General features: G+C 72.2%; 21 protein-coding genes. 15 read left to right on the top strand and 6 right to left on the bottom strand.

The window, feature by feature from the left end:
• The first annotated feature begins 21 nt into the window (after positions 1-21).
• The 9 genes from ABZ484_RS03985 to ABZ484_RS04025 are packed head-to-tail and all read left to right on the top strand — an operon-like array spanning position 22 to position 14,032.
• The gene (locus ABZ484_RS03985; RefSeq protein ID WP_358864313.1) at positions 22-2,544 is read left to right on the top strand and encodes a glycoside hydrolase family 38 C-terminal domain-containing protein; all 2,523 of its coding nucleotides are present in this window, start codon (positions 22-24) and stop codon (positions 2,542-2,544) included.
• Positions 2,541-5,135 (top strand): sugar-binding domain-containing protein, encoded by a 2,595-nt coding sequence (locus tag ABZ484_RS03990; RefSeq protein ID WP_358864314.1) that lies wholly within the window; start codon positions 2,541-2,543, stop codon positions 5,133-5,135. Before ABZ484_RS03985 ends, ABZ484_RS03990 begins: the two co-directional genes overlap by 4 nt.
• Positions 5,125-7,158, top strand: coding sequence for a hypothetical protein (locus ABZ484_RS03995; RefSeq protein WP_358864315.1), 2,034 nt, complete (start codon positions 5,125-5,127; stop codon positions 7,156-7,158). Before ABZ484_RS03990 ends, ABZ484_RS03995 begins: the two co-directional genes overlap by 11 nt.
• Complete coding sequence (locus ABZ484_RS04000; protein WP_358864316.1) at positions 7,155-8,681, top strand: FGGY family carbohydrate kinase; 1,527 nt, start codon at positions 7,155-7,157, stop codon at positions 8,679-8,681. The genes ABZ484_RS03995 and ABZ484_RS04000 overlap by 4 nt, the downstream gene beginning before the upstream one ends.
• A 60-nt stretch (positions 8,682-8,741) precedes the next feature.
• Positions 8,742-9,695: a hypothetical protein gene (locus ABZ484_RS04005; RefSeq protein ID WP_358864317.1), complete on the top strand. Its 954-nt coding sequence runs from the start codon at positions 8,742-8,744 to the stop codon at positions 9,693-9,695.
• Entirely contained in the window at positions 9,692-10,381 is a 690-nt protein-coding gene (locus ABZ484_RS04010) for an aspartate/glutamate racemase family protein (protein WP_358864318.1), read from the top strand. Before ABZ484_RS04005 ends, ABZ484_RS04010 begins: the two co-directional genes overlap by 4 nt.
• The gene (gene otnK / locus ABZ484_RS04015) at positions 10,378-11,661 is read left to right on the top strand and encodes a 3-oxo-tetronate kinase (protein WP_358864319.1); all 1,284 of its coding nucleotides are present in this window, start codon (positions 10,378-10,380) and stop codon (positions 11,659-11,661) included. The genes ABZ484_RS04010 and otnK overlap by 4 nt, the downstream gene beginning before the upstream one ends.
• Entirely contained in the window at positions 11,658-12,320 is a 663-nt protein-coding gene (locus ABZ484_RS04020) for an aldolase (RefSeq protein WP_358864320.1), read from the top strand. The genes otnK and ABZ484_RS04020 overlap by 4 nt, the downstream gene beginning before the upstream one ends.
• A complete protein-coding gene (locus ABZ484_RS04025) occupies positions 12,317-14,032 on the top strand; it encodes a glycoside hydrolase family 13 protein (protein ID WP_358864321.1) in 1,716 nt (571 codons plus the stop codon). Before ABZ484_RS04020 ends, ABZ484_RS04025 begins: the two co-directional genes overlap by 4 nt.
• Before the next feature lie 148 nt (positions 14,033-14,180).
• On the opposite strand, the gene ABZ484_RS04030 is transcribed toward ABZ484_RS04025, so the two are convergent.
• Both ABZ484_RS04030 and ABZ484_RS04035 read right to left on the bottom strand, forming a co-directional pair.
• Entirely contained in the window at positions 14,181-14,354 is a 174-nt protein-coding gene (locus ABZ484_RS04030) for a CsbD family protein (RefSeq protein WP_358864322.1), read from the bottom strand.
• 116 nt (positions 14,355-14,470) lie between these two features.
• The gene (locus ABZ484_RS04035; protein ID WP_358864323.1) at positions 14,471-14,836 is read right to left on the bottom strand and encodes a DUF6233 domain-containing protein; all 366 of its coding nucleotides are present in this window, start codon (positions 14,834-14,836) and stop codon (positions 14,471-14,473) included.
• A gap of 104 nt (positions 14,837-14,940) precedes the next feature.
• Between ABZ484_RS04035 and ABZ484_RS04040 the strand changes: the two genes are divergently transcribed.
• Positions 14,941-15,594, top strand: coding sequence for a hypothetical protein (locus ABZ484_RS04040; RefSeq protein ID WP_358864324.1), 654 nt, complete (start codon positions 14,941-14,943; stop codon positions 15,592-15,594).
• 523 nt (positions 15,595-16,117) lie between these two features.
• Here the strand turns inward: ABZ484_RS04040 and ABZ484_RS04045 are convergent.
• Both ABZ484_RS04045 and ABZ484_RS04050 read right to left on the bottom strand, forming a co-directional pair.
• Positions 16,118-16,495, bottom strand: a complete 378-nt coding sequence (locus tag ABZ484_RS04045; RefSeq protein ID WP_358864325.1) for a hypothetical protein — start codon at positions 16,493-16,495, stop codon at positions 16,118-16,120.
• 125 nt (positions 16,496-16,620) lie between these two features.
• The gene (locus ABZ484_RS04050; protein ID WP_358864326.1) at positions 16,621-17,199 is read right to left on the bottom strand and encodes a helix-turn-helix domain-containing protein; all 579 of its coding nucleotides are present in this window, start codon (positions 17,197-17,199) and stop codon (positions 16,621-16,623) included.
• A 296-nt stretch (positions 17,200-17,495) separates the two neighbouring features.
• Between ABZ484_RS04050 and ABZ484_RS04055 the strand changes: the two genes are divergently transcribed.
• Positions 17,496-18,929, top strand: a complete 1,434-nt coding sequence (locus ABZ484_RS04055) for an MFS transporter (RefSeq protein ID WP_358864327.1) — start codon at positions 17,496-17,498, stop codon at positions 18,927-18,929.
• 297 nt (positions 18,930-19,226) lie between these two features.
• Here the strand turns inward: ABZ484_RS04055 and ABZ484_RS04060 are convergent, their stop codons facing one another.
• On the bottom strand, positions 19,227-20,138 hold the full coding sequence (locus ABZ484_RS04060) for a helix-turn-helix transcriptional regulator (RefSeq protein ID WP_358864328.1): 912 nt from the start codon (positions 20,136-20,138) through the stop codon (positions 19,227-19,229).
• Between the two features lie 84 nt (positions 20,139-20,222).
• On the opposite strand from ABZ484_RS04060, the gene ABZ484_RS04065 reads away from it, so the two are divergent.
• The 3 genes from ABZ484_RS04065 to ABZ484_RS04075 are packed head-to-tail and all read left to right on the top strand — an operon-like array spanning position 20,223 to position 22,567.
• Positions 20,223-20,825 (top strand): non-oxidative hydroxyarylic acid decarboxylases subunit B, encoded by a 603-nt coding sequence (locus ABZ484_RS04065; protein ID WP_358864329.1) that lies wholly within the window; start codon positions 20,223-20,225, stop codon positions 20,823-20,825.
• A 27-nt stretch (positions 20,826-20,852) separates the two neighbouring features.
• Positions 20,853-22,280, top strand: a complete 1,428-nt coding sequence (vdcC, locus tag ABZ484_RS04070; protein WP_358864330.1) for a non-oxidative vanillic acid decarboxylases subunit C — start codon at positions 20,853-20,855, stop codon at positions 22,278-22,280.
• Between the two features lie 41 nt (positions 22,281-22,321).
• Positions 22,322-22,567, top strand: coding sequence for a non-oxidative hydroxyarylic acid decarboxylases subunit D (locus tag ABZ484_RS04075; RefSeq protein ID WP_358864331.1), 246 nt, complete (start codon positions 22,322-22,324; stop codon positions 22,565-22,567).
• 138 nt (positions 22,568-22,705) lie between these two features.
• Here the strand turns inward: ABZ484_RS04075 and ABZ484_RS04080 are convergent, their stop codons facing one another.
• Positions 22,706-23,293 carry a helix-turn-helix transcriptional regulator gene (locus ABZ484_RS04080; RefSeq protein WP_358864332.1) on the bottom strand — a complete coding sequence of 196 codons (588 nt, stop codon included), beginning with the start codon at positions 23,291-23,293 and terminating at the stop codon, positions 22,706-22,708.
• Between the two features lie 140 nt (positions 23,294-23,433).
• Here ABZ484_RS04080 and ABZ484_RS04085 point away from each other — a divergent pair, with 140 nt between their 5' ends.
• On the top strand, positions 23,434-24,420 hold the full coding sequence (locus ABZ484_RS04085) for an alpha/beta hydrolase (protein ID WP_358864333.1): 987 nt from the start codon (positions 23,434-23,436) through the stop codon (positions 24,418-24,420).
• The last annotated feature ends 117 nt before the right edge of the window (positions 24,421-24,537 follow it).

The following is a 24,537-nucleotide window of genomic DNA, read 5'->3' on the forward strand; positions in this document are numbered from 1 at the left end:
CGCCCCAGCAGAGGAACACCCATGCGACCCCGTCAGCGCACCATGCACATGGTCGGCAACGCACACATAGACCCCGTCTGGCTCTGGCAGTGGCCCGAGGGCTACCAGGAGGTGCGGGCCACGTTCCAGTCCGCGATCGACCGCATGGACGAGTACCCGGACTTCGTCTTCACCTGCGACTCCGTGCTGTACCTGAAGTGGGTCGAGGAGAGCGACCCCAAGCTGTTCGAGGCCATCCTCAAGCGAGTGGCCGAAGGGCGCTGGAAGATCGTCGGCGGCTGGTGGATCGAACCCGACTGCAACATCCCCGGCGGCGAGTCCTTCGTACGCCAGGCCCTGTACGCGCAGCGCTATTTGCAGGAGCGCTTCGGCATGGTGGCCACGGTGGGCTGCAACGTCGACCCGTTCGGGCACAACGCCGCGCTGCCGCAGCTGCTGCGCAAGAGCCGCATCGACTCCTACACGTTCCTGCGCCCCGGACCCCACGAACTGCCGTTGCCCGGCCAGCACTTCTGGTGGGAGTCCGCCGACGGTTCCCGGGTTCTCGCCTACCGCATCCCCAACGAGTACTGCACGCCCGGCTCGGACATCGGCAACCACATCGACAAGTCCCTGGCCGTGATGCCGCCGGACGAACCCGAGCTGATGATCTTCTACGGCGTGGGCAACCACGGCGGCGGCCCCACCAAGGCCAATCTCGACAGCATCCGCCGGCTCGACGAGCTCGGCGGGCTGCCCCGCCTGCCGCTCAGCCACCCCCAGGCCTTCTTCGACGCCGTCCGCGACCGCGCCGACATACCCGTCCACACCGGCGAGCTTCAGCACCACGGCGTGGGCTGCTACTCCGCGCACTCCGGTGTCAAGCGGTGGAACCGTCGCGCCGAGAACCTGCTGCAGCGGGCCGAGAAGTGGTCGGCCGTCGCGCGCGTGGTCGCCGGAGTCCCCTACCCGCGCGCCGAATTGACCGAGGCCTGGCAGCTGGTGCTGTTCAACCAGTTCCACGACATCCTCGCCGGCACGTCCATCGCCCCGGCCTACGAGGACAGCCGCGACCAGTACGGCCACGCGTGCTCGATCGCCGCGACCACCTTCAACCGCGCCGTCCAGTCGATCAGCCGGCTCATCGACATCCCGGCCGAAGCGGACATGTACCCGCTGGTCGTCTTCAACCCGCACCCCTGGAAGCTCACCGAGGACGTCGAGTTCGAGTTCACCGGTTTCCCGGGCAACGCTCCCGCCCGCATGGTGGACGACGAGGGCGCCGACGTGCCCGTGCAGCGCACGCGCTCGTACGCCACCATGGCCGGCAGCCGCAGACGCCTCGCGTTCCGCGCCGAGATCCCGCCGCTGGGCTACCGCGTCTACCGCCTGCTCCCCGGCGAGTCCGCACCCGGCTCCACGGCCGTACGGGCCACGGACACCGTCCTGGAGAACGAGCACCTCCTGGTCGAGGTCGATCCGTCGACGGGCTGGCTGCGCCGCCTGTACGACAAGGACAACGACGCCGAACTGCTGCCCGAGGCCCCCGGCCCGCACGCCGTCGTCGTGGACGACCCCTCCGACACCTGGGGCCACCGGATCGACGCCTACGACAAGGAGCTCGGCTCGTTCCGGTGCACCCGCGTGCGCCTCGTCGAGCACGGCCCCGTGCGCGCGGTGCTCCGCGTCGAGAGCGCGTACGGCAACTCCACCCTCGCCGAGGAACTGGTCCTGTCCGCCGGCGCCCGCGCTCTGGAGGTGCGCGCCGTCGTCGACTGGCACGAGCGACTGCGCCTGCTCAAGCTGCGCTTCCCGACCGCGATCGACACCGCGTCGGCGACCTTCGAGATCCCCTACGGCCACATCGAGCGCCCCGCCGACGGCGCCGAGGAGTCCGCCCAGGCGTGGGTGGACGTCAGCGGCACGCTGCCCGACGGGCGCCGGGCCGGACTCTCCGTGCTCAACGACAGCAAGTACGGCCACGACGCCCGAGGCGGCACCATCGGCATGACCGCGCTGCGCAGCCCCGCCTACGCCTGGCACGAGCCGATGGAGCTCGCCGAGGACGGCGTCTACGAGTACCTGGACCAGGGCCGCCAGGAATTCCGCTATCGCCTGGTGCCCCACGCCGGGGACTGGCGCGCCGCCGGCACGGTACGGCTGGCCGCCCAGCTCAACCAGCCCGCCTTCCCACTGCTGGAGACCTACCACCCCGGCCCGCTGCCCAGCAGGAGCGGATTCGTGGAAGCGACGGCGGACTCCGTCGTCGTCGGCGTGGTCAAGGGAGACGAGGACGACAGCGACACCCTCGTCGTCAGGGCCGTGGAGACGGCGGGCCGGGCGGTGCGCACGACGATCGACCTGCCACTGCTCTCCCGTTCGGTCGAGGCCGACTTCGGCCCCTCGGAGATCAAGACCTTCCGGGTGCCGCTCGACCCCGAACAGCCGGTCACCGAGACCGACCTGCTGGAGTGGCCGCTCGACGAGCCCGTCGGGACGGCCCCCGCCGCGGCCCGCCAAGGAGCCGGCGGCGCGGGCGCGACGGCGGGGAAGGCCGCCGGATGACCGAGACAGTGCTGGACGACGCCGCCGGCGTCTGGCAGCTGCGCGGCTTCGTCGGGGACGAATGGCAATGGCACATCGGACCCCACAAACCGTTCACGACGCCCGGCTGGCTCCCGGCCCGCGTCCCCGGCAGCGTCCTGGACGACCTGCACCGCGCCGGCGAGGTGCCCGACCCGTACGTCGGCCGCAACAGCCTGCTGAGCGAGTGGGTGCCCAACCGCAGCTGGGCCTATCGCCGCACCTTCACCCTGCCCCCGCTGGAGGCGCACGAACGCGCGGTGCTCTGCTTCGACGGCGTCGACCACGAGGCCACCGTGCTCGTCGACGACACCGTCGTCGTCCGGCACGAAGGCATGTTCCGTCCCTTCGAAGCCGATGTCACCCACCTGGTCCGCGGCGGGGGAGAGCACCTGCTGGCCGTCGTCGTGCACCCCGCGCCCGCGAACGAGCCACAAGTCGGCCGCACCGACCGGGTCCGCGTGCACAAGGCGCGCATGGGCTATGGGTGGGACTTCTGCCCGCCCATGGTCCACCAGGGCATCTGGCGCGGTGTCCGGCTGGTGGTGAGCGGGCCGGCGCGGCTGCGCGGCGTCACCGCGAGCACCTCGCTCGGCCCCGGAGCCGAGGGCCTGCGTGAGGGCACCGTGCGCGTCGAGGCCGACCTCACCCTCCCAGAGGGACATCGCGCGGCCGACGACACCCGGCTGGCCGTGCGCGTGCGCGACGGGGAACGGGTCGTCGCCGAGGCCGCACGCGACCTCGCGGGCATGACCGCGGACACCCGCGCACGTATCGACCTGAGTGTGCCGCGGCCACGGCTGTGGTGGCCCAACGGCGCGGGCGAGCAGCACCTCCACGAGGTGGAGGTCACCTTCGCCTCGGGGTCGCACACCGCCACGCGCCGGTTCCGCGTCGGCTTCCGGCGCGTCGAGCTGGTCCCCAACGACGGTGCCCCCGAGGACGCGCTGCCCTACACCCTCACCGTCAACGGCCGCCGCCTGTACGCCAACGGCTGGAACTGGGTGCCCATCGACGCCCAGTACGGCGTACCGCGCCCGGCCAAGCTCGCCCACCTGCTGGACCTGGCCCGCGCCGCGCACGTCAACGTGCTGCGCGTATGGGGCGGAGGACTGCTCGAGACCGAGGAGTTCTACAGCCTCTGCGACCGGCTGGGCCTGATGGTCTGGCAGGAGTTCAGCATGTCCAGCTCCGGCCTGGCCTCCACCCCGGCGTCGGACCAGGAGTTCGTCGACCTGATGGTGCGCGAGGCGCACGCCGTCGTACCGCCGCGCCGCCACCACCCCTCGCTCGTGGTGTGGTGCGGAGGCAACGAACTGCAGGACGAGAAGGGCAACCCCCTGGACGAGTCCGCCCCCGTGCTGCGGGCCCTTCGCGACGCGCTCGGCCGGCTCGACCCCGGGCGGGCCTGGCTGCCCAGCTCGCCCTCCGGCGTGGAGTTCCTCAACCGGGCCGACACCATCGCCCGCAACCCGGACGGCCTGCACGACGTCCACGGGCCCTGGGAACACCAGGGCCTCGCGGAGCACAACGGCCTGTACGACTCCGGAACCTGCCTGCTGCACAGCGAGTTCGGCGTCGAGGGCATGGCCAACCGCCGCACCCTCGAACATCTCGTCCCCGATGAGGCGGACCGCTGGCCCGCCGGCCGCGAGAACCCGGTCTACGCCCACCTCGGCGCCTGGTGGAACAACGCCCCGCTGGTCCAGGACTGCTTCGGCGCACGGATCGACGACGTCGACACGATGCGGCGCGCCAGCCAGCATCTGCAGTACGACGGGCTCCGCTACGCCCTCGAAGCCAACCGGCGCCGCGCCTTCAGGAGCAGCGGCACCCTTCCCTGGCAGTTCAACGAGCCCGTCCCGAACGCCTGGTGCACGGCGGCCGTCGACCACCGCGGCGATCCCAAGCCCGCCTATCACGGCGTACGCCGAGCCTACGGCCCACTGCACGTGTGCGCCGCGTTCACCGGCCCGGCCTGGGGCGGACGCGAGACGGTCACGGCCGAGGTGTGGGCGTGGGCGACCGCGTCCTCGCCGGCCGGCACGGCCGTGGCCCGGATCGTGGACGCCCACGGCACCGAGGCCGCCCGCCGCACGTGGCCGCTCACCGCCACGGCAGCCGGCGAGCCCGGCCGACCGCTGCACCTGGGGACCCTCTCCGCCCCCCTCGAAGCCGTCTGCACCGACGTCTTCTTCCTCGACCTGGCCCTGTACGACGGCGCAGGGACGCCTGTGGCCGGCAACCGCTACGTGTGCAGCCGCACCACCGACCTGGCCCCGCTGCTCGATCTGCCACCGGCACGCATCGAAGCCGTCGCCGAACCCCACGAGGAGAGCGACGACCGGGGCAGAATCCGGTTGCGGCATGTGGACGGCCCCGCCGCGCCCGGTCTGGTACTCGAAGACGCACGCCCCTACGACCGCCCCGGCTGGGCGGTGTTCGGCGACAACGTGATCGACCTGCTGCCCGGAGAGGAGACCGCCGTGGACGTGGTGTGGCGCGAGGCGCCCCCCGACGACCGGGTCGTGCGCATATCGGGCTGGAACACGGGAGAACACCATGTCCGTTGACGTGACCTCCGGGCGAGTCGCCGCAGTGGAGCTGCGCACGCAGGCCGACGGCGGATGCGTCCGGCTCCCCTACCTCGTGGCCCTCCTGGACGCCCACGGCAATGCCGTGCCCGTAGCTGTCGAGGAGAGCAGCGACACCGCCGACGGCACCTTGGTATTGACCGGCGAGGCCGCGGGATTCCACGCCCGTGCCGTGCTCGCCCCACCCGCCGGACCGGCCGGGCTGCGCGACACCGTCCTCACCGTCACGCGGACCGGCCAGGGGCCCGCCACCGCCGGCCTGCGCGTCGAGCTCCAGCTCGGAACCACCGACGACCCCGGCTGGCTGATACCGGGCCTGTTCTACGGCGAGAACCGGGTACCCGACTGCGACCGGGTCTTCCCCCGCTTCGAGGCCGGCGCCGACGACCCCGACGCCATGGTCAGCCACACCTGGGCCTTCCGCGCCGACCGCTGCGCCACCCCCGCCGTCTTCGCGCGCGACACCCACGGCGGAGCGGTGCTGGTGACCGGCGAACGCAGTGAACTCGGCCTGTCCGGCGTGGGCCTGTCCCTGGACCCGAACACCTCGCGTCCCGCCCTGCGCCTGCACTTCCCCTACCGCGAAGAGCCGGTCGTCTACTACGGCTCCGCGCAGCCGTTGCCCGCCGAGGCCCAGCCGCACACCTGGCAACCAGGGGAGAGCCGCACCGTCGCCTTCCGCGTCGGCCTGCTCGCCGCGGACCCGCACGCCTACGCCATGGTGCTGCGCGAGGTGCACGAGCACAGCCGGCCCGAGCGCGACCCGGCGGCCTGGGTGGGCCTGGGAGAGGCCGCCGACCTGGCCGCCTGGGGCCTGTACCGCTGGCACTACCGTCCCGATCCGCCGGTGCTGCTGGAGACCGCCGCCTTCGACCGCGAGGCGCTGGGCGAACGCGGCGACCGGCAGGCCATGCACGTCGGCTGGGTCAGCGGAGTGCCGTACGCGTACGCCTTGCTGCGCCACGCCCGACGCACCGGCCGCGCCGACTACCGCACGGCGGCGGAGGCGGTGCTGGACCACATCGCCGGCAATCTGGCCCCCGGCGGCACCTTCTGGGGACAGTGGACGGCCTCGCGCGGCTGGACCACCGGCTGGCACCCCGACCGGGACCGGCTGCACGCCCGCACCCTCGCCGAGGCCACCCTCTTCATGCTCCGCGCCCTCACCGAGGAGCGTCGGCACGGCAGCGACCACCCCGCCTGGGAGCACGCGGTGCGCAGCAACCTCGCCGTCGCGCTCGCCGCCCAGGACGCCGACGGCCACCTCGGCTCCGCCTACCACCAGGCCACCGGCGCCGTCCTCTCCCGCGCCGGGGCCGCCGGGCTGACCTGGGTGCCGGCCCTGGTCGAGGCCGCCGAGGCGTTCGGCCTGCCCGGCCACCTCGAAGCGGCCCGCCGCGCCGGGCGGTGCTACGCCCGTGACGTGCGCTCGGAGTTCCTGTGCGGGGCCCCCGAGGACGTCGACCTCGCCCCCACCTCGGAGGACGGCTACACCGCGGTCATGGCCTACACCGCGCTGCTGGAGGCCGACGGCACACCCGAATGGCTCGACCTGGCGCGCCGCAGCGCCGACTGGATGCTGACCTTCCGTTACACGTACGACGTGGAATTCTCCCCGCGCACACTGCTGGGCCGCTACGGTTTCCGCACCCGCGGTGGCGACCAGGCCTCCCCCTCCAACCAGCACCTGCACTCCTACGGCCTGGTGTGCCTGCCCGAGATGGCACGCCTGGCCCGGCGCACCGGCGACCGCTACTACCTGGAGTCCACCCGGGACAACCTCGACTGCTTCCGGCAGTTCGTCGCCCGCGAGGACGGCGACTTCGACGCCTACCGCGGCATGGTCAGCGAACGGTTCTACCAGACCTCCTGCTTCCAGGCGAAAGGCATGTTGCTCACCCTCTCGCACGCCTGGTGCGCCGGACTGCTGCTGTACGCGGCCGAGGCGGCCCTGGAGCTGCCCGAGCTCGCGGACCGGCCGGAAGGCGGGTCGACGCCATGAGCGGCAGGCGGCGCACCCCGGTGCTGGCCGGAGTGGATGTCGGCACCACGCACTGCAAGGCCGTGCTGTGCACGCCGGACGGCACCGTCCTCGCCCAGGCCCAGCGGCGCACGCCCGTCGACGCCTCGGGCCACGCCCACGACGTGGCCCGGCTGGTCGGCGCCGCCCTGGAGGCGCTCGCCGCCTGTACGGCCGCCGCCGGATACGGCCCCGACGCCGTCGGGATCACCGGCATGGCCGAGACCGGCGCACCCCTGGACGCCGACGGCACCCCGCTGCTGCCCGCGTTGTCCTGGTCGGATCCGCGGCCGGCCGCCCACGCCGAGCGCCTGCGCCGCGAGCACGGCGCCGCCGAACTGCACGAGGCCACCGGCGTGCTGCCCAGCCCCAAGGTGCCGCTGGCCAAATGGCTGTGGCTGAGGGAGGAAAACCCCGAAGTGGTGCGCCGCATGCGGACCTGGGCCGGCGCGGCGGACCTGGTGGCCCACGCCCTCACCGGGGCCTGCGGCACCCACGCCACGTTCGCCCAGCGCACCATGGCCTGGGATGTGCACACCGGCGTCTGGCGGTCCGACCTGCTCGCTCTCGCCGGTCTCGACGCCGACCGGATGCCGGCGGTGCACCCCCCAGGGGCGCCGGTCGGCCGTATCGGCGCCGCCACCGCCGGCGCCCTGGGCATGGCGCCGGGCGTGCCCGTCGTCGTCGCCGGGCACGACCACCTGGTCGGAGCCTGGGCGGCGGGCGTACGGACGGCCGGGGAGGCGGCCGACTCGATGGGCACGGCCGAAGCCGTCGTGACGTTGGCCGATGCCGCGCCGGACGTGCGAGCCACCGGCCGCCAGGGCATGTCGTACGGTCGGCACGTGGACGGCGTCCGCTGGTGCACGGTCGCCGGCATGTCCAGCTCCGGAGCCCTGGTGGAATGGTTCTGCGACCGGCTGCTGGGCCTTGGCCACGCTTCACCCGAGGAGCGCTACCGGCGCTTCACCGCGCTCGTCGAACAGGCGGGGCAGGAGCCGACCGGAGTGTGCGCCGAACCGTATCTCCACGGCCGCTCCGCCCCGCACCCGGACCTCGCCCGGCGGCTGGCTCTGCACGGCCTTGAGCTCCGCCACGGCCTGCCCGAGGTGGCCAAGGCGCTCCTGGAGGGTGCTTCGTACCAGGCCCGCTGGATGGCCGACGTACAAGCGGAACTGGCCGGTGGACCACCGCACACCGTCACCTTGTTCGGCGGTTCCGTGCGCCAGCGGACGTGGGCGGCGATCAAGGCCGCCGTCTCACCGTGGCGCACCCTGATGTGCGACGCGCCCGATGCCGCATGCCTGGGCGCCGCCGCCTGGGCGGGTGCCGCCCTCGGCCTCGATCCCGCCGCGCCGGTGGCCGCTCGTCACCCGGTGGACGCTCGTCCCGAAGCGGCTGACGCCTACCGACGTGCCTACCAGAGCGTATTCCTGCCCACCGTCACCGCCCCTGTCACCGCATCCCGGCCCGTCATGGGTCCGGCGTCCGGTGCGGGCTGCTGATCCCCCTCGAACGGCATCCGCACCTCTGCCCTTCGGCCACCACCTCATGGAGTACTCACCGTGACCATCGTCCAGCCCGTCCCACCGCTGGCCTCGGGATCGCTCGCCCCGGCCGCCCTCGCCCGGCCGTCCGGCACCTTCGCCATGGTCGCCATGGACCAGCGCGAGTCACTGCGCGCCATGATGAGCCGGCACTCAGCCGACGACTGCGTGACCGACGAGGACATGGTGGCCTTCAAACTCTCCGTCGCCCGCGAACTCGCCCCGCTGGCCTCCGCGTTCCTCATCGACCGCGCCTACGGCTACGACCGGGTCGTGGCCGACCGGCTGCTCCCCGCCGGCTGCGCCCTCGTCCTCGCCGCGGACGCACTCGACCAGCCCGGTGGCGTCGTCGCCGATACCGACCTGGACGAGCGGGTCGACCCAGGACAGGCCCGCGCCGACGGAGCCGCCGCCCTCAAACTGCTCGTCGTCTGGCGGCGGGACGCGCGCCGAGAGCAGCGCGTCGATCTGGCCGCCAGGTTCGTCGCCCGCTGCCGCGAGGCAGGCCTGGCCTCCGTGCTCGAGCCCGTGGCCCGCCCCACGCCCGAGGAGGAGGCGGCAGGCACCTTCGACCTGAACGCCTCCATCGTCGAGGCGGCCGCCGAACTCGCCTCCCTCGGACCATCGCTGTACAAGTGCCAGGTGCCCGACCGCGGCATCGGGTCGATCTCCCACCTCGCACGGCAGGCCGAACGCATCGACGCCGTGGTCGACTGCCCCTGGGTGGTGCTCTCCCAAGGCGTCGACCCGCAGGCGTTCCCACGGGCCGTGGAAGCCGTCTGCCGGGCCGGGGCCTCCGGCTTCCTGGCCGGCAGAGCCCTGTGGACCGACGCCCTCGCCGGCACCGACCCGCTGCCCGTGCTGCGCGGCGCCTCCGCCACCCGACTGCGCGAACTCTCGGACATCGTCGACCGGTACGGCCGCCCCTGGCAGCAGGCGCGGGCCGCCACGGCGCCGGGAGGCGCGGCATGACAGCCACCACCCACCGGCCCAGGGTGTGCGTGCTGCACACCGTCACCACCCTGCCGGCCGTCTTCGCCGCCCTCCTCCCGCAGGAAGCCCCCGGCGTCGACGCCTACCACGTGGTGGACGAAAGCCTGCTCGCCGACACCGTCGCCCACGGCATGCGGCCCCGCACGGTGCGCCGCCTGGCCGCCTACGCCGCGCTCGCCGAGGAAGCGGGCGCCCGCGCCGTCCTGGTGACCTGCTCCTCCATCGGCGGCGCCGCCGAACTCGTCCGCCCGCACGTCAACATCCCCGTCCTGCGCGTGGACGAGCCCATGGCGCGGCAGTCCGTACGGACCGGTCGCCGCATCGGCGTCCTCGCCACCCTGCCCTCCACACTCGGCCCGACCGAAGACCTGATCCGGCGCACAGCAGCCCAGGAGGGCGCCGACATCGAACTGATCACCTCCCTGTGCCCCGGAGCGCACGAGGCGCGCGGCGCGGGCGACGCGGCGGAGCACGACCGCCTGATCGCCGCCGAGGCGGAACGGCTCGCCACCCGCGCCGACGTCCTGGTTCTCGCGCAGGCCTCCATGGCACAGGCGGTCGGCGGCCTGCCCTCGAACCGCCTCACCGTCCCCGTACTCACCTCCCCACGGTCGGGCGCCGCCCAACTCGCCGCCCTGCCCGGCGCGCAGGCGGCCGCCCGATGAGCGGGCACCGCGACCACCCCGTATGGGGGTGCATCGCCGACGACTTCACCGGCGGCACCGACATCGCCGCCGCCCTGGTCGCCGCCGGTTTCCGCACCACCGTCACCGTCGGCGTACCCGAGCGGCCCCTTCCGCACGAGCGCGACGCCGACGCCGTCGTGGTGGCCCTGAAATCCCGCACCGCGCCCCGGCAGGAGGCCGTCGTCGCCTCCCTCGCCGCTCTGCGCCACCTGACCGCCCTCGGCTGCGAGCGCTACTGGTTCAAGTACTGCTCCACCTTCGACTCCACCGCTCAGGGCAACATCGGGCCGGTCACCGAGGCACTGCTGGACGCGCTCGGAGAACAGTGCACCGTGCTGTGCCCGGCCTACCCGGACAACGGGCGCACCGTCTACCAGGGCCACCTGTTCGTCGACGACACGCTGCTGTCCGACTCGGCCATGCGGCACCACCCGCTCACCCCGATGACCGACTCCGACCTGCGCCGCATCCTCGCCGCCCAGAGCACCCAGCCGGTCGGGCTGCTTCCGCACGCCGTGCTGCGCGCCCCCGAAGGGGCCGCCCGCGCCCATCTGGACCGACTGACGGCACAGGGCATACGCATGGTCATCGCCGACACCACCGGCAACGAGGACCTGCCCGTCATCGAACGCGCCACCAGCCACCTGCGCCTGGTCACCGGAGGGTCCGGCCTGGCCCATGTTCTTCCCCCGCCCCGGGCAGCCGGAAGGCGCGCCCCGGCCGACCGCATCGAGATCGCTCCCGGCCCCGCGGCCGTCCTCGCCGGCAGCGTCTCCGCGGCCACCCTCGACCAGACGGCCCACGCGCGCCGCCATCTGCCTCACCGCAAACTTCCGCTGGAGGACCTGCGCAAGGACCCGGCGGGCACCCTCGCCAAGACGCTGGCCTGGGCCCGCGACCACCTCCACCCGGCCGTGCCTGTCCTGCTGCACAGCGCCGACGACCGCGCCGACGTCGAGCAGGCCCAGCGGGCCCTGGGCACCACCGAGGCCGCCGCCCTCGTCGAACGCGCACTGGCGGACTGCGCCCGCGGATTGCTCGACGCCGGCGTACGGCGGCTCATCGTCGCCGGCGGGGAGACGTCCGGCGCCGTCGTCTCCGCCCTGGGGCTGCGCAGCCTCCGGATCGGCCCCGCCGCCGCCCCCGGCGTTCCCTGGACCTCCGCCACTCACGCAGGCCACACCGTCAACCTGGCGCTGAAATCAGGAAACTTCGGCGCCCCGGACTTCTTCACCACCGCCCAGGAGGCCCTGAAGTGAACGACCCGTGCCGTGCCGTCACCGAGGCCGGCCGCCGCCTGCACGCGCTGGGCCTGAGCCCCGGCGCCTCGGGCAACATCAGCGTGCGCACCCCCGACGGCATCCTGGTCACCCCCACCGGCCGCGGACTGGACGAGTTGGCCCCGGAAGAACTGGCCGCACTGGACGCCGACGGGACACACACCTCCGGCCCGCCGCCCACCAAGGAGGTGCCCCTGCACCTGGCCCTGTACGCCCGTGACCCGTCGGCACGGGCGGTCGTCCACCTGCACTCCACCCATGCCGTCGCCGTCTCCTGCCTGGAGCCCGAGGACCCCGACAGCTGCCTACCGCCGCTCACCGCCTACTTCCTGATGCGCGCGGGCCGCACTCCGCTGATCCCCTACGCGGCTCCCGGCGATCCGGCCCTCGCCGCCCATGTCCAGGCCGTCCCCTTCCTCTTCCGCGCGGCACTGCTGGCCAACCACGGACTCGTCGTCACCGGTAGCGACGTGGAGCAGGCGGTCCGGTCGGCGATCGAGGTGGAGGAGACCGCCCGCCTGCACCTGCTGCTGCACGGCCGCCGAGCCCGCCCCCTGGACCCGGCGCAGATCACCGACCTGGCCAGTCGGCACAGCGTGCACTGGCCCGCCCGCCCCAAGGAAGGCGGGGCCGCATGAAGAGCTCTCCTGCCCCCGCCTCCCAACCTGCCGCGCACGGAGCCGGGCGTGAACCCTGGTGGCGACACGCCGTCATCTACCAGATCTACGTCCGCAGTTTCGCCGACTCCGACGCAGACGGCGTCGGCGACCTGCCCGGCGCCACGTCCAGGCTGGCGTACATCGCCGACCTGGGGGCCGACGCCGTGTGGCTGACGCCCTTCTACCGCTCTCCGATGGCCGACGGCGGCTACGACATCGCCGACCACCGCGACGTGGACCCGGCCCTGGGCACTCTGTCCTACGCGGAAGAACTCGTCACCGAGGCCCACCGGCTCGGCCTGCGCGTCATCGTGGACATCGTCCCCAACCACACCTCCGATCGGCACCCGTGGTTCCGTGAGGCGCTGGCCTCGCCCCCCGGATCCGCGGAACGCTCCCGCTACGTCTTCCGTGACGGCAAGGGGCCCGACGGCTCCTTGCCGCCGAGCGACTGGCAGTCTGTCTTCGGCGGCAGCGCCTGGCAGCGGACGCCCGACGGTCAGTGGTATCTCCACCTGTTCGCCCCCGAGCAGCCCGACCTCGACTGGAGCCATCCCGAGGTCCGGGCCGACTTCGAGTCGACCCTGCGCTTCTGGCTCGACCGCGGGGTCGACGGCTTCCGTATCGACGTGGCCCACGGCATGGCCAAGGACCTCGTCGAGCCTCTGCGCGACCTCGGCGCCGACCAGGTGCACCACGGCATCGTGGGCGCGGGTGCGAACGGCGACCACCCCTTGTGGGACCGCGACGAGGTTCACGGCATCCTGCGCGGCTGGCGCGCCCTGCTCGACACCTACGAGCCGCCACGCGCAGCCGTGGCCGAGTCCTGGGCAGAGGGCTCCCGCCGGACCCTCTACACCAGGCCCGACGAACTCCACCAGGCGTTCAACTTCGACTTCCTCCAGGCCCCATGGGAGGCGTCCGCACTGCACCGGGTCATCGACACGTCCCTCGCCGCCGCCCACGCCGTGGGTGCGTCGCCGACCTGGGTGCTCTCCAACCACGACGTGGTCCGTCACGCCTCCCGGTTGGCCCTGCCGCCCGACACGGACCCGAATGCCTGGCTGCTCAGCGACGGCAAGCAGCCCCCGCTGGACCCCACGACCGTGCAGCGCAGGGCACGCGCCGCGGCCCTTCTCCTGCTGGCACTTCCCGGTGCCGCCTACCTCTACCAGGGGGAGGAGCTGGGCCTGCCCGAAGTCGCCGACCTGCCCGACAACGTTCTGCACGACCCGGTGCGGGTGCGCTCACGGCGGGCCAGGAAGGGGAGGGACGGCTGTCGCGTGCCCATCCCGTGGCAGCGCTCCGGGCCGTCGCTGGGCTTCGGCTCCGCGCCGCCGTGGCTGCCGCAGCCCGCGGACTGGTCTCAGCGGTCGGTGGCCGCGCAGAGCGACGCCCCCGATTCGGTGCTCAGTCTCTACCGGGCAGCCCTGCGCCTGCGTCGACGCCACGGCGGCGACGGCGACCTGACCTGGCTGGAGCCGGACTCCACGGCAGCGGTCCTCGCCTTCCGGCGGGACACCGGCCTGGTGTGCGCCGTCAACCTGGGCAGCGAGTCCGTACCTCTGCCGGCGTGCGATGTCGTCTTGGCCAGCGGCCCCCTGGACAAGGACCCATCAGGCCGGCAGGCGATCCCGGCCGACACGGCGGTGTGGCTCCTCCCGGACGTTCGGGGCGGATTCGGCGGGTGAGCCTGCGGCTCATGAGGTCGATGTGAGCTTGCCGGGCTCCACGGGCAGGGACGCTGCCCGCCGCACCCGACGCGCGCACCCCGCACAGGAAGGGCCTTCACCCCTTGGCCGGGGGTGAAGGCCAGCACTCATGAGGGGCGACCAGAGGTCAGCGCCTGAACATGTCCTTGATCTTCTCCTTGGCCTGGCGTGCGTCACCCTTGGACTTTTCCGCCTGGCCCTCTACGACCATCGGTTCATCGACAGCGGTTCGTCCCATGGCCCTCTTGAGCTTTCCCTTGACCTGCTCGGCCTTGGCCTTGGCCTTCTCACCAGCCGACATGGCAGACGCGCCTCCTGCCGTGTTAGGTGATCTGTTCGGGTTCTCTGGTAAATCCCATTTGCCCGGTATTGCCACTCGCAAACAGCCTGTAGAGCTGCAGCCCTCGTGTGCACCGCTCATTCCAGGATCCCCAGCCCGGTGCCCGGTCGGCGGAACGGGCACGGCTCGATGTCTGGACCGGTGAGCACTGCCCGTGCCTCGTCTGTCCTGATGCGGTGCGGTGTGCCCTCGATCATCGTGCAGTCGGACCAGGTGGATGAAGGCGGGCTCGCGGGCCTCGGTTCTCGGGGCCACTGATCAGTGCGGCCCGACCCGGATGACATCGCCCCCGGCCTGAAGGCATACGCCGGCCCTTCGTGCCGCGCCCGGCGCGATGGCCCACTACCGGCGGCGCCGCGACGATCACGGAGACTGGCATGCACCGTCTGCTTGATCACCCACCGCCACGTCCAACGCCGTTGCCAGGACCCTTTAACCGGCATCGACCCACAGATCACTCGCGACGGCGGCTGACGGTCTCGGTTCGTGGGCGGCGCCTTCGGTGCGAAGACGGTCCGCGTAGGATCACCGCTCGAGGGGTGGTGGCATGACCATGAGGAACTACCGGTGGTCCGTGGCGATCGCGGCGGCACTGCTGCTGGCCGGCTGTGGCGGTGGTGCGGAGAGCGACAGCGGGAACGGCAAGGCGGTGGCGCTCACGAAGGAACAGGTACGGCAGACGTTGCCCGATGGCGAAGCCATGACGGGCTGGAAGGAGTCCGCTCAGCCGACGGCCGTCGAGATGGACAAGCTCTACCGTTCGCAGGCCTGCCCCATCAAAGGCAACGCGGGCTGCGAGAACTCCCGCTTCTACGGCGCCTCGACCTTCCGGCACGACGACACTGCCGCCACCGTCACCTTTCTGATCATCGCCTACGACAGTGAACAGGCCGCCCGGGAGGCGTACGACGTGCTCTGGGACGGCTACTACGGCAAGAGGGCGGGACAGAGGGCCAAGACGTTCGGGATCGGCCCGATCGGTGACGAGCGCGACGCTCGATTCGGTTCCTCCGGCTTCGGCGGCGAGCCCGGCGCCGTGACCCAGACCCGGGTCGGCACGACGCTGCTGTGGACCGAGGCGGCTTCCTCGAAGAAGGGCGGCATCGACGAGGACGGAGTCCGGGACCTGGCCACGGTGCTCGCCGAGCGGGCCCGACAGGCTCAGAACGGGGACGCGCCTTCCGCCGCGCTCGACGGCTGACCGGACGGCCACGCCGGGACCGGGTGTGTCCAGCCGGCGGTGCAACTCCTTCGTCGGGTTTCCAGCGGCGGGCGGCCGAGAGCTGTTCCGCCGAAGGTGATGTCGAATGCTTACAGCGCCGGCTCCCACCGGATCGCCCGTCGTCGGCGTCCTGTCCCGGCCGCGGGTCTGGCGCCCGGTCCGGGCGGCCGCCGGACACGGCCAGGTCGCGGAGGGCAACCCCGTCACAGGGGTCGACCCGGCGGCCACCCTCGTGAACAATTCCGCCCTCGCCGAGCCTGCCGTGCAGCACGTACCCCGCGACGTCCGTCGGATCCTCCGGCACGAGTGCCTCGATCATGGCGGTGTTCCCTGCCCCCTTGTGTTCCCGGATCGAGCCGAGGCGTCAGGGTAGGGGATCGTGCCGGGCCCCGGAACACGGTTTTCGCCGCGCGAAGGCGGTGGCGTCGGCTTCGAGCGCGCTGACCCGCCGAGTCCGAGGGCACGTCAGGAGGTGTCGCTCACGTCGCGCGCTCGGCTGTCGTCACTCGATCCAACGGGCGGCGGCTTCGTAGGTAGTGGCTGGGGTGCTGTTGAACGCGATGGCCGCATCGGGTGCGTGCCGTCGAACCAGGTTGATCACCCGCTCGAGCAGTTCAACATGATCGCCCGAGTGCCGCAGGCCACCGCCGACGGTGACGCACTCCCACGGATGGGCTCGCAGCGCACTCCCGACGACCGCGTCCACATCATCACTTCCATCGAGGCCGATGAGGCACGTCTCGACGCCCACGTCGTGTTCGGCGAACTTGGCCAGTCCCGCCCGGATCGCCTCGGCTGCCGGTTCGGGGTCCCACGGCCCGGGCACACGATACGGGTCAAGCCCGATGACGAGGACGCGGGGTGACGCACTGGTGTCCATGTCCGGACGATAGACGTCGAATGGGCCGCGCGGGCCCCCTCGACGCCGCCCCACGACACGTCGCAACCCAGGCGTGACCGTCGGACTGGCCGGCGCCTGGGGGTGTGGAGGGAGCGACCGGGTGATCAGTGCGCCGCGCGTACTCCGTCCAGTGCGATGGACAGCACCCGCTCCCGCTGGGCCTCGTCGTCGAAGGCCGTCGCGGTGATCCCGGCGACCATCCGCAGCAGGTCCACGAAGGTCATGTCCCTGCGCGCCGCGCCGGCCTGCTGGGCCCGCTCGAACAGCGGGCCGCCCGCCGCGTACATCGACTCCCGGCAGGCCTGGAAGACCTCCGAGTCGTCGTTGAGGGCCTCACGGACGGCCCGTTTGGTGACCATGTAGCCCGCGAAGCGGTTCAGCCAGGTGTTGAGCGCCTCCCATGGCTCAAGGCCGGCTGCCTCGTCGGCGACCCGGCACAGCTCGTTCACCTCGTCCGCGTAGACGCACTCGAACAGGTCGCGGCGGGTGGGGAAGTTGCGGTAGAGCGTGCCGATGCCGACGCCCGCGCGCCGGGCGATGTCCTCCAGTGAGGCTTCCGCGCCGTGCTCGGCGAAGGCCTCGCGTGCGGCGGCCAGGAGGGCGTCGTAGTTGCGGGCGGCGTCCTTCCGGTGCGGCCGCCGGGACGCCACGATGTCGCTGACGGGGAACGGCTGGGGCGTCATGGCTGTCTCCCGGGACGGGTCGGTTGAACCGGAGGTGAGCCTCCGCTACAGTGGAGGTGTGCCTCCACTTTAGCAAGCGTGGAGGTGCTGTCGCGCCACTGGTGCACGCGGCCGTGCGCACGAGCGACGCGACAGCACTCCTGCACGACCTCCGGCACGGGCCTGCGCCGCGCGCATCGCCCGGCCGCCCGACACTTTCCGCGACCGCTCCCCGTCCTCGTCGGCGTGCCCGATGCGCACCATCCGTGCGACCGAGGCGGCACAGACCGGTCGCATCCCGTTCGGAGAGGCTCTTCATGCCCCGCAAGTCCACCCGCCTCACCTTCGCCGTGCTCGCGACCGGTGCGGGCGTGTTCTCCATGCTGCAGTCGCTGATAGCGCCGGCCCTGCCGACCGTCCAGCATGCGCTGCACACCTCGCAGTCCACCGCGACCTGGGTGATGACGGCGTATCTGCTGTCCGCCTCGGTCTTCACTCCCATCCTCGGCCGGGTCGGCGATCTGGTCGGGAAGAAGCGCACGCTCGTCGCCGTCCTGCTGGCGGTGCTCGCCGGCTGTCTCCTCGGCGCGCTCGCGCCGAATATCGGCGTGCTGATCGTCGCCCGTGTCGTCCAGGGCGTCGGTGGTGCGCTGTTCCCGCTGTCCTTCGGCATCATCCGGGACGAGTTCGCGCCCGCCGAGGTGCCCGGCAGCATCGGCAACCTGTCCGCCGTGATCGCCGCCGGAGGCGGCGTCGGCATGGTGGCGGCCGGACCCATCGTGTCCGCGCTCGACTACCGATGGCTGTTCTGGATCCCGGTCGGCGTCGTCGCCGTCACCGCGCTGATCGCGCTGCGCTGCATTCCCGAGTCCCGCAACAGGGCCGAGGGAGGCGTCAGTTGGCTCGGCGCCGGGCTGCTGTCGGCATGGCTGGTGGCCCTGTTGCTGCCCGTCAGCCAGGCCGGCACATGGGGGTGGACCTCGGCTCGCGTGACCGGCCTGCTCGCTGCCGCGGTCATCCTGTTCGTCCTGTGGGTGTACGCCGAGGCCCACTCCGCCACGCCGCTGATCGACCTGCGCGTGATGCGGCTGCCCGCGGTGTGGACCACCAACACGGCCGCGCTGCTGTTCGGCGCCGGTATGTACGCCATCTGGTCCTTCCTGCCCGGCTTCGTGCAGACCCCCGGCCGGGCCGGATACGGCTTCGGTGCGAGCGTCACGGCCGCCGGGCTGCTCATGCTGCCGATGCTGGTCGCGATGTTCCTCTCGGGTGTGCTCAGCGGCCGCCTGCAGCCGGTCCTCGGTGCCAAGGCCCTGCTGGTGGCCGGCGCCGGACTCGGAGCAGTGGCCTGCGGTTTCCTCGCCGCCTGGCACGACCAGCAGTGGCAGGTGGCCCTCGTCGCCGGCGTGTTCGGCTTCGGTATCGGCCTGGCCTTCGCCTCGATGGCAAACCTCATCGTCGGCAGTGTCCCGGCGGACCAGACCGGCGCCGCGACCGGCATGAACGCCAACATCCGCACCATCGGTGGTTCCCTCGGCACTTCGGTGACCAGTCTGCTGGTCACCGGTCACCTCCAGCCCTCCGGCCTGCCGTACGCCTCCGGTTACACCCACGGCTTCGCCCTGCTGGCCCTGCTGTGCCTGGGCGCGGCGTCGGCGGCGCTGCTGGTGCCGGTGGGGCGCACCGGTCACCGCACCGCGACGATCCCGGCCGTCGACGCCGAGCCGGAGCCCGCGGGTACGCGCCGTTGAGCGTGATGCGGCCGTCACGTCGCTGAAGCAGCAACACGGCCTGGGCCCGGACCACTTCGAGGGTCGCACCTGGCCGGCGTGGCCGGCACACCACGTCACCCTCGAACGGAGACCTGATCGGGCCGGCAGCGTGGTCGGCCCGGTCGGTGCGGGCGTCGCGGACCTGGGCAGGAGCCGTTCGAAGACGGACCCTGGCCCAGCGGCCCGAGCCGGGTGCTGAGGCCTCCGGCCGAGGGCAGGCCATGCGCCGACCCGTCCTGCGGCAGTCCCCGGGCGCCGACGGCGGAGCGAGGAGCGTCAGGTGGGCGTGTGGTGCCCGCTCTGATGACGCGGCGACGGGTCCTCGCGGAAAGCGCCCGGTGTCACGCCCGTCCGCAGTCGGAAGAACTTCGTGAAGTCGCTGGCGTCGGTGAACCCGAGCCGGTCCGCGACCTCCTTCGCGGCGAGTCCGCTGTGCCACAGCAGCCGCTTCGCCTCGAGCAGCACCCGGTCGTCGACGTACTGCTTGGCCGTACGTCCCGTCGCGGCGAGCGTCGCACGAGTCAGCGTGCGCGGGCTGTAGCCGAGCGCCGCCGCGTAGTCCTCCACGCGTCGGGTCACCGCATGGTCCCGCTCCACGGCCGCGTGGAAGCGGCTAAAGGTCGCTGACACGGGGGCCGGCCGGGGCGCCGGGCCGCGCGCCTGTGCGAGCCGCACCACGAGGACGGACAGCAGCGCGCGCAGCACCTCGGTGTGTGCCTGGAGGGGAAGCGAGGCCATCGCCGCGTACTCGTACGAGAGGTGGTCGAGAGCCCGCCGCAGCCCCTCCGCCGCCGCGCTGTCCGGCGTCATCGGACACTGCTCGTACGGCGGGTCCATGTGCGCCGCCGACACCGCGGCCGACGGCAGGAAGCCCGGCTGGAACAGCACCACCACCCCGTCCGCCACCACCAGGTCGGGGCCGAACCGCTGCACCTGGCCCGGCCGGATCCACAGCCACGACCCGGGCCGCAGCTCGTGCTCGACGAAGTCCACCCACATCCGCAGCGGTCGCGAGCGGGCGCCGATCAGCTGGTGGAAGGCGGGCCGCAGTGGCGCGTACGGGTCGTTGCCATGGCGGTGCGAGCGTTCGTAGAGATCGGCGAGCTCCATCACCTCGACCCCGGCCGCGGCGCCCACGGTCGGGGTGTACGCCAGCTCCCTGACCTCAGACTGTCCGTTTTTCCCCATCGTGAGTCCCGAGGGTACCGCCGCCCGCCCAGAACCGCCTCCTAGCGTGGAAACGCAGGTCAGCGACGTGTGAGGAGTGGTCTTGTGCGGTTGGTCGTGGGAATGACCGGGGCGACGGGAGCCCCCTTCGGTATCCGGCTTCTGGAGCATTTGCGACAGCTGCCGGATGTGGAGACACATCTGGTGCTGTCCCGGTGGGCGCGCACCACCATCGAGCTGGAGACCGGCCTGTCCGTGACCGACGTGTCCGCGCTCGCCGATGTCACGCACCATCCCGAGGACCAGGGCGCCACCATCTCCTCCGGCTCCTTCCGCACCGACGGCATGGTGATCGTGCCGTGTTCCATGAAGACCCTCGCCGGGATCAGGACCGGCTACGCCGAGGGGCTCGTGGCCCGCGCCGCCGACGTCGTCCTGAAGGAGCGCCGCAAGCTCGTCCTCGTTCCGCGCGAGACACCGCTGAGCGAGATCCACCTCCAGAACATGCTCGAACTCGCCCGCATGGGTGTGCACGTCGTGCCGCCCATGCCCGCCTTCTACAACAATCCGCGGACCGTCGACGACATCGTCGACCACATCACGGCCCGCATCCTCGACCAGTTCGACCTGCCCGCGCCCGCCGCCGAGCGCTGGGCCGGGATGCGCGCGGCGCGCAGCGCCTCCCGATCGTCGGCTGACGCCGCCTGAAATCTGCAACACACAAAGGAGTTCACCATGGCCTACGACGATCTGCGCGGTTTCCTGGACGCGTTGGAGAAGGAGGGGCAGCTGCTGCGCATCACCGACGAGGTGCTGCCAGAGCCGGATCTCGCGGCCGCCGCCAACGCGACGGGCCGCATCGGCGAGAACGCCCCCGCCCTCTACTTCGACAACGTCAAGGGCTTCACCAACGCCCGCATAGCCCTCAACGTCCACGGCTCCTGGGCCAACCACGCGCTCGCCCTCGGACTGCCGCGGAACACCCCGGTCAAGGAGCAGGTCGAGGAGTTCGCCCGCCGTTGGGACGCGTTCCCCGTCGCGCCCGAGCGCCGCGAGGACGCGCCCTGGCGCGAGAACACCCAGGAGGGTGAGGGCATCGATCTGTTCTCCGTGCTGCCGCTGTTCCGGCTCAATGACGGAGATGGTGGCTTCTATCTCGACAAGGCCGCCGTCGTCTCCCGCGACCCCGAGGACCCGAACGACTTCGGGAAGCAGAACGTCGGCACCTACCGGATCCAGGTCATCGGCCGGGACCGGCTCGCCTTCCAGCCCGTCCCGATGCACGACGTCGCCCAGCACCTGCGCAAGGCCGAGGAGAGGGGCGAGGACCTGCCCATCGCCATCACCCTCGGCAACGACCCGGTGATGGCGATCGTGGCCGGCATGCCGATGGCGTACGACCAGAGCGAGTACGAGATGGCCGGCGCCCTGCGGGGCGCGCCCGCACCGATCGCCACCGCGCCGCTCACCGGCTTCGACGTGCCCTGGGGGAGCGAGGTCGTCATCGAGGGCGTCATCGAGTCCCGCAAGCGGCAGATCGAGGGGCCCTTCGGCGAGTTCACCGGACACTACTCCGGCGGCCGCCGTATGCCCGTCATCCGCGTCGAACGCGTCTCGTACCGCACGAACCCGGTCTTCGAGTCCCTCTACCTCGGCATGCCGTGGACCGAGTGCGACTACCTCGTCGGGCCCAACACGTGCGTGCCATTGCTCAAGCAGCTTCGCGCCGAGTTCCCCGAGGTGCAGGCCGTCAACGCCATGTACACCCACGGCCTGATGGTCATCATCTCCACGGCCAAGCGGTACGGCGGCTTCGCCAAGGCCGTCGGCATGCGCGCCATGACGACGCCGCACGGGCTCGGCTACGTGGCGCAGGTGATCGTCGTCGACGAGGACGTCGACCCCTTCAACCTGCCGCAGGTCATGTGGGCCATGTCCGCGAAGGTCAATCCGAAGGACGACGTCGTCGTGATCCCCAACCTGTCGGTCGTCGAACTCGCGCCCGCCGCGCAGCCCGCCGGCATCACCAGCAAGATGATCATCGATGCGACGACGCCGGTCGCCCCGGACGTCCGCGGCAACTTCTCCACCCCGGCCAAGGACCTGCCCGAGACCGCCGAATGGGCGGCCCGCCTGCAGCGCCTCATCGCCGACCGCCACTGACGCCGGTCACTCCTGCCCTCCTCCCTGAAAGGACAAATCCCGTGAACGACGACCACCGTGAGTGCCCCCGTTGCGCTTTCGGCACGATCACCCAGCTCGCCGCGTCCCCGGTCCCCGGTGTGTGGGACGTGCTGCAGTGCAGCCGTTGCCTCTACACCTGGCGCACCATCGAACCCGCCCGCCGCACCCGCCGCGACACCTACCCCGAGGCGTTCAAGCTGACGGAGGCCGACATCGAGAACGCGATCGAGGTGCCCGCGATCCCGCCTCTGTCAAGCCGCAGTTGACGACGGAGCCGACGCCCCAGGTTGCGCCGGCGCCGCGCCGCGGGGCCCGGACAGCTGCGGCGAGGGCGAGCGGCACTACGGCTGTTCTTCTCGGCCGGCCTGGGCACGATGCGGCCGGCGGCTCCCGCGGCCAACGGCTTAAGGGGTGCGCGGCCGTAGGCGCTCGCCCTGCGGTCCGAACATGACCAGGTACTCGACCGGACCGCCGGGGCTGGTGTTCGCCACGCCGTGCGGGGTGCGGGTGTCGAACTCGGCGACGTCCCCGGCGGTCAGGACGAGGTCGTGGTCGCCGAGTGCGAGCCACAGCCGCCCGTACAGGACGCACAGCCACTCGTAGCCGTCGTGGGAGGCCTGACGCGGCCGCGCGGGCGGGTCCTCGAGGGCGGGCAGGACGTGCTTGTGGGCGTGCAGGCCGCCGACGTACCGGGTCAACGGCAGCACCGCCTTGTCGTCGCCGAAGCTCAGGGGCGCCATGGCGCGCGGCTCGGCCGCGGGGGCGGGTGCCGTGCCGGCCAGCTCGTCCAGACAGACGCCGTACTCCTTCGACAGCCGCAGCAGCACCTCCAGCGTGGGCTTGCGCCGGCCGGTCTCGATCCGGGACAGCGTGCTGGCCGAGATGCCGGTCGAGCAGCTGACACCGGCGAGCGTCGCTCCGTGCTGCTCGCGCGCGGCCCGCAACCGGGGCCCGATCGCGGCCAGTGTTCCGTCCACGTCGTCGACTGCCACCTTTCCCGTTCCTTCTTGGCGTGCCGCTCCACCGCTCTGTCCCGCGAGTTTGCCAGACTGGCAAGGCTGTTCGCGTCGGGTGGGTGCCGCACCGCATGATCGATGGGCTGCCGCGTCCGCCGTGAACCGAGGAGAGATCCATGCAGCCCGAGCCGACCGCCGAGTTCCGCCACCGTACCGTCGAGGCCCCGGCCGGGCGCCTGCACCTGGTCGAACAGGGCACCGGCCCACTGGTCCTGCTCGTGCACGGCTTCCCCGAGTCCTGGTACTCCTGGCGCCGCCAGCTCCCGGCCCTCGCCGCGGCCGGCCACCGGGCGGTGGCGATCGACGTACGCGGTTACGGCCGCTCCTCCAAGCCGGAGGCGACCGACGCCTACCGGATGCTTCACCTGGTGGAGGACAACGTCGCCGTCGTGCGCGCCCTCGGCGAGGAGAACGCGGTGGTCGTCGGCCACGACTGGGGCTCCAACATCGTCGCCGCCTCCGCCCTGCTCCACCCCGAGGTCTTCCGCGCCGTCGGCCTGCTGAGCGTCCCCTACGCGCCGCCCGGCGGCCCCCGCCCCACCGACATCTTCGGCCGGATCGGCGGCCCCGAGCAGGAGTTCTACGTCTCCTACTTCCAGGAGCCCGGCCGTGCCGAGGCGGAGATCGAGCCCGACGTCCGGGGCTGGCTCGCGGGCTTCTACGCGGCCCTGTCCGCCGACACCATGCCTGCCCGGTGCGAGCCCGACCCGCACTTCGTTGCCCGCGGCGGCCGGCTGCGCGACCGCTTCCCCACGGGGGTCCTCCCGGCCTGGCTGACCGAGGACGACCTCGACGTCTACGCCGGAGAGTTCGAGCGCACAGGGATCACCGGCGCACTCAACCGCTACCGCAACATGGACCGGGACTGGGAAGACCTCGCCCCGCACCGCGGAGCCCCGATCAAGCAGCCCTCCCTGTTCATCGGCGGCGCCCTGGATGCCTCCACCACCTGGATGTCCGACGCCATCGACGCCTTCCCCGCCACCCTCCCCGGCCTGTCGGCCTCCCACCTCCTGGACTGCTGCGGCCACTGGATCCAGCAGGAGCGCCCCGACGAGGTCAACCGCCTGCTGACCGACTGGCTCGCCACCCTCCAGGGCTGAACAAGGCGGGCTGCCTGGCCGCTGGGCGGTGCGTTCGGGGTGGGCGGCGGCGGTGACGTCGCGCATGGCGGCCTGCTCGGTGATGCACCATCCTGGCGTAGCCGACGAGCTCTCCCC

The organism is Streptomyces sp. NPDC006393, assembly GCF_040628575.1.
Taxonomy (GTDB): domain Bacteria; phylum Actinomycetota; class Actinomycetes; order Streptomycetales; family Streptomycetaceae; genus Streptomyces.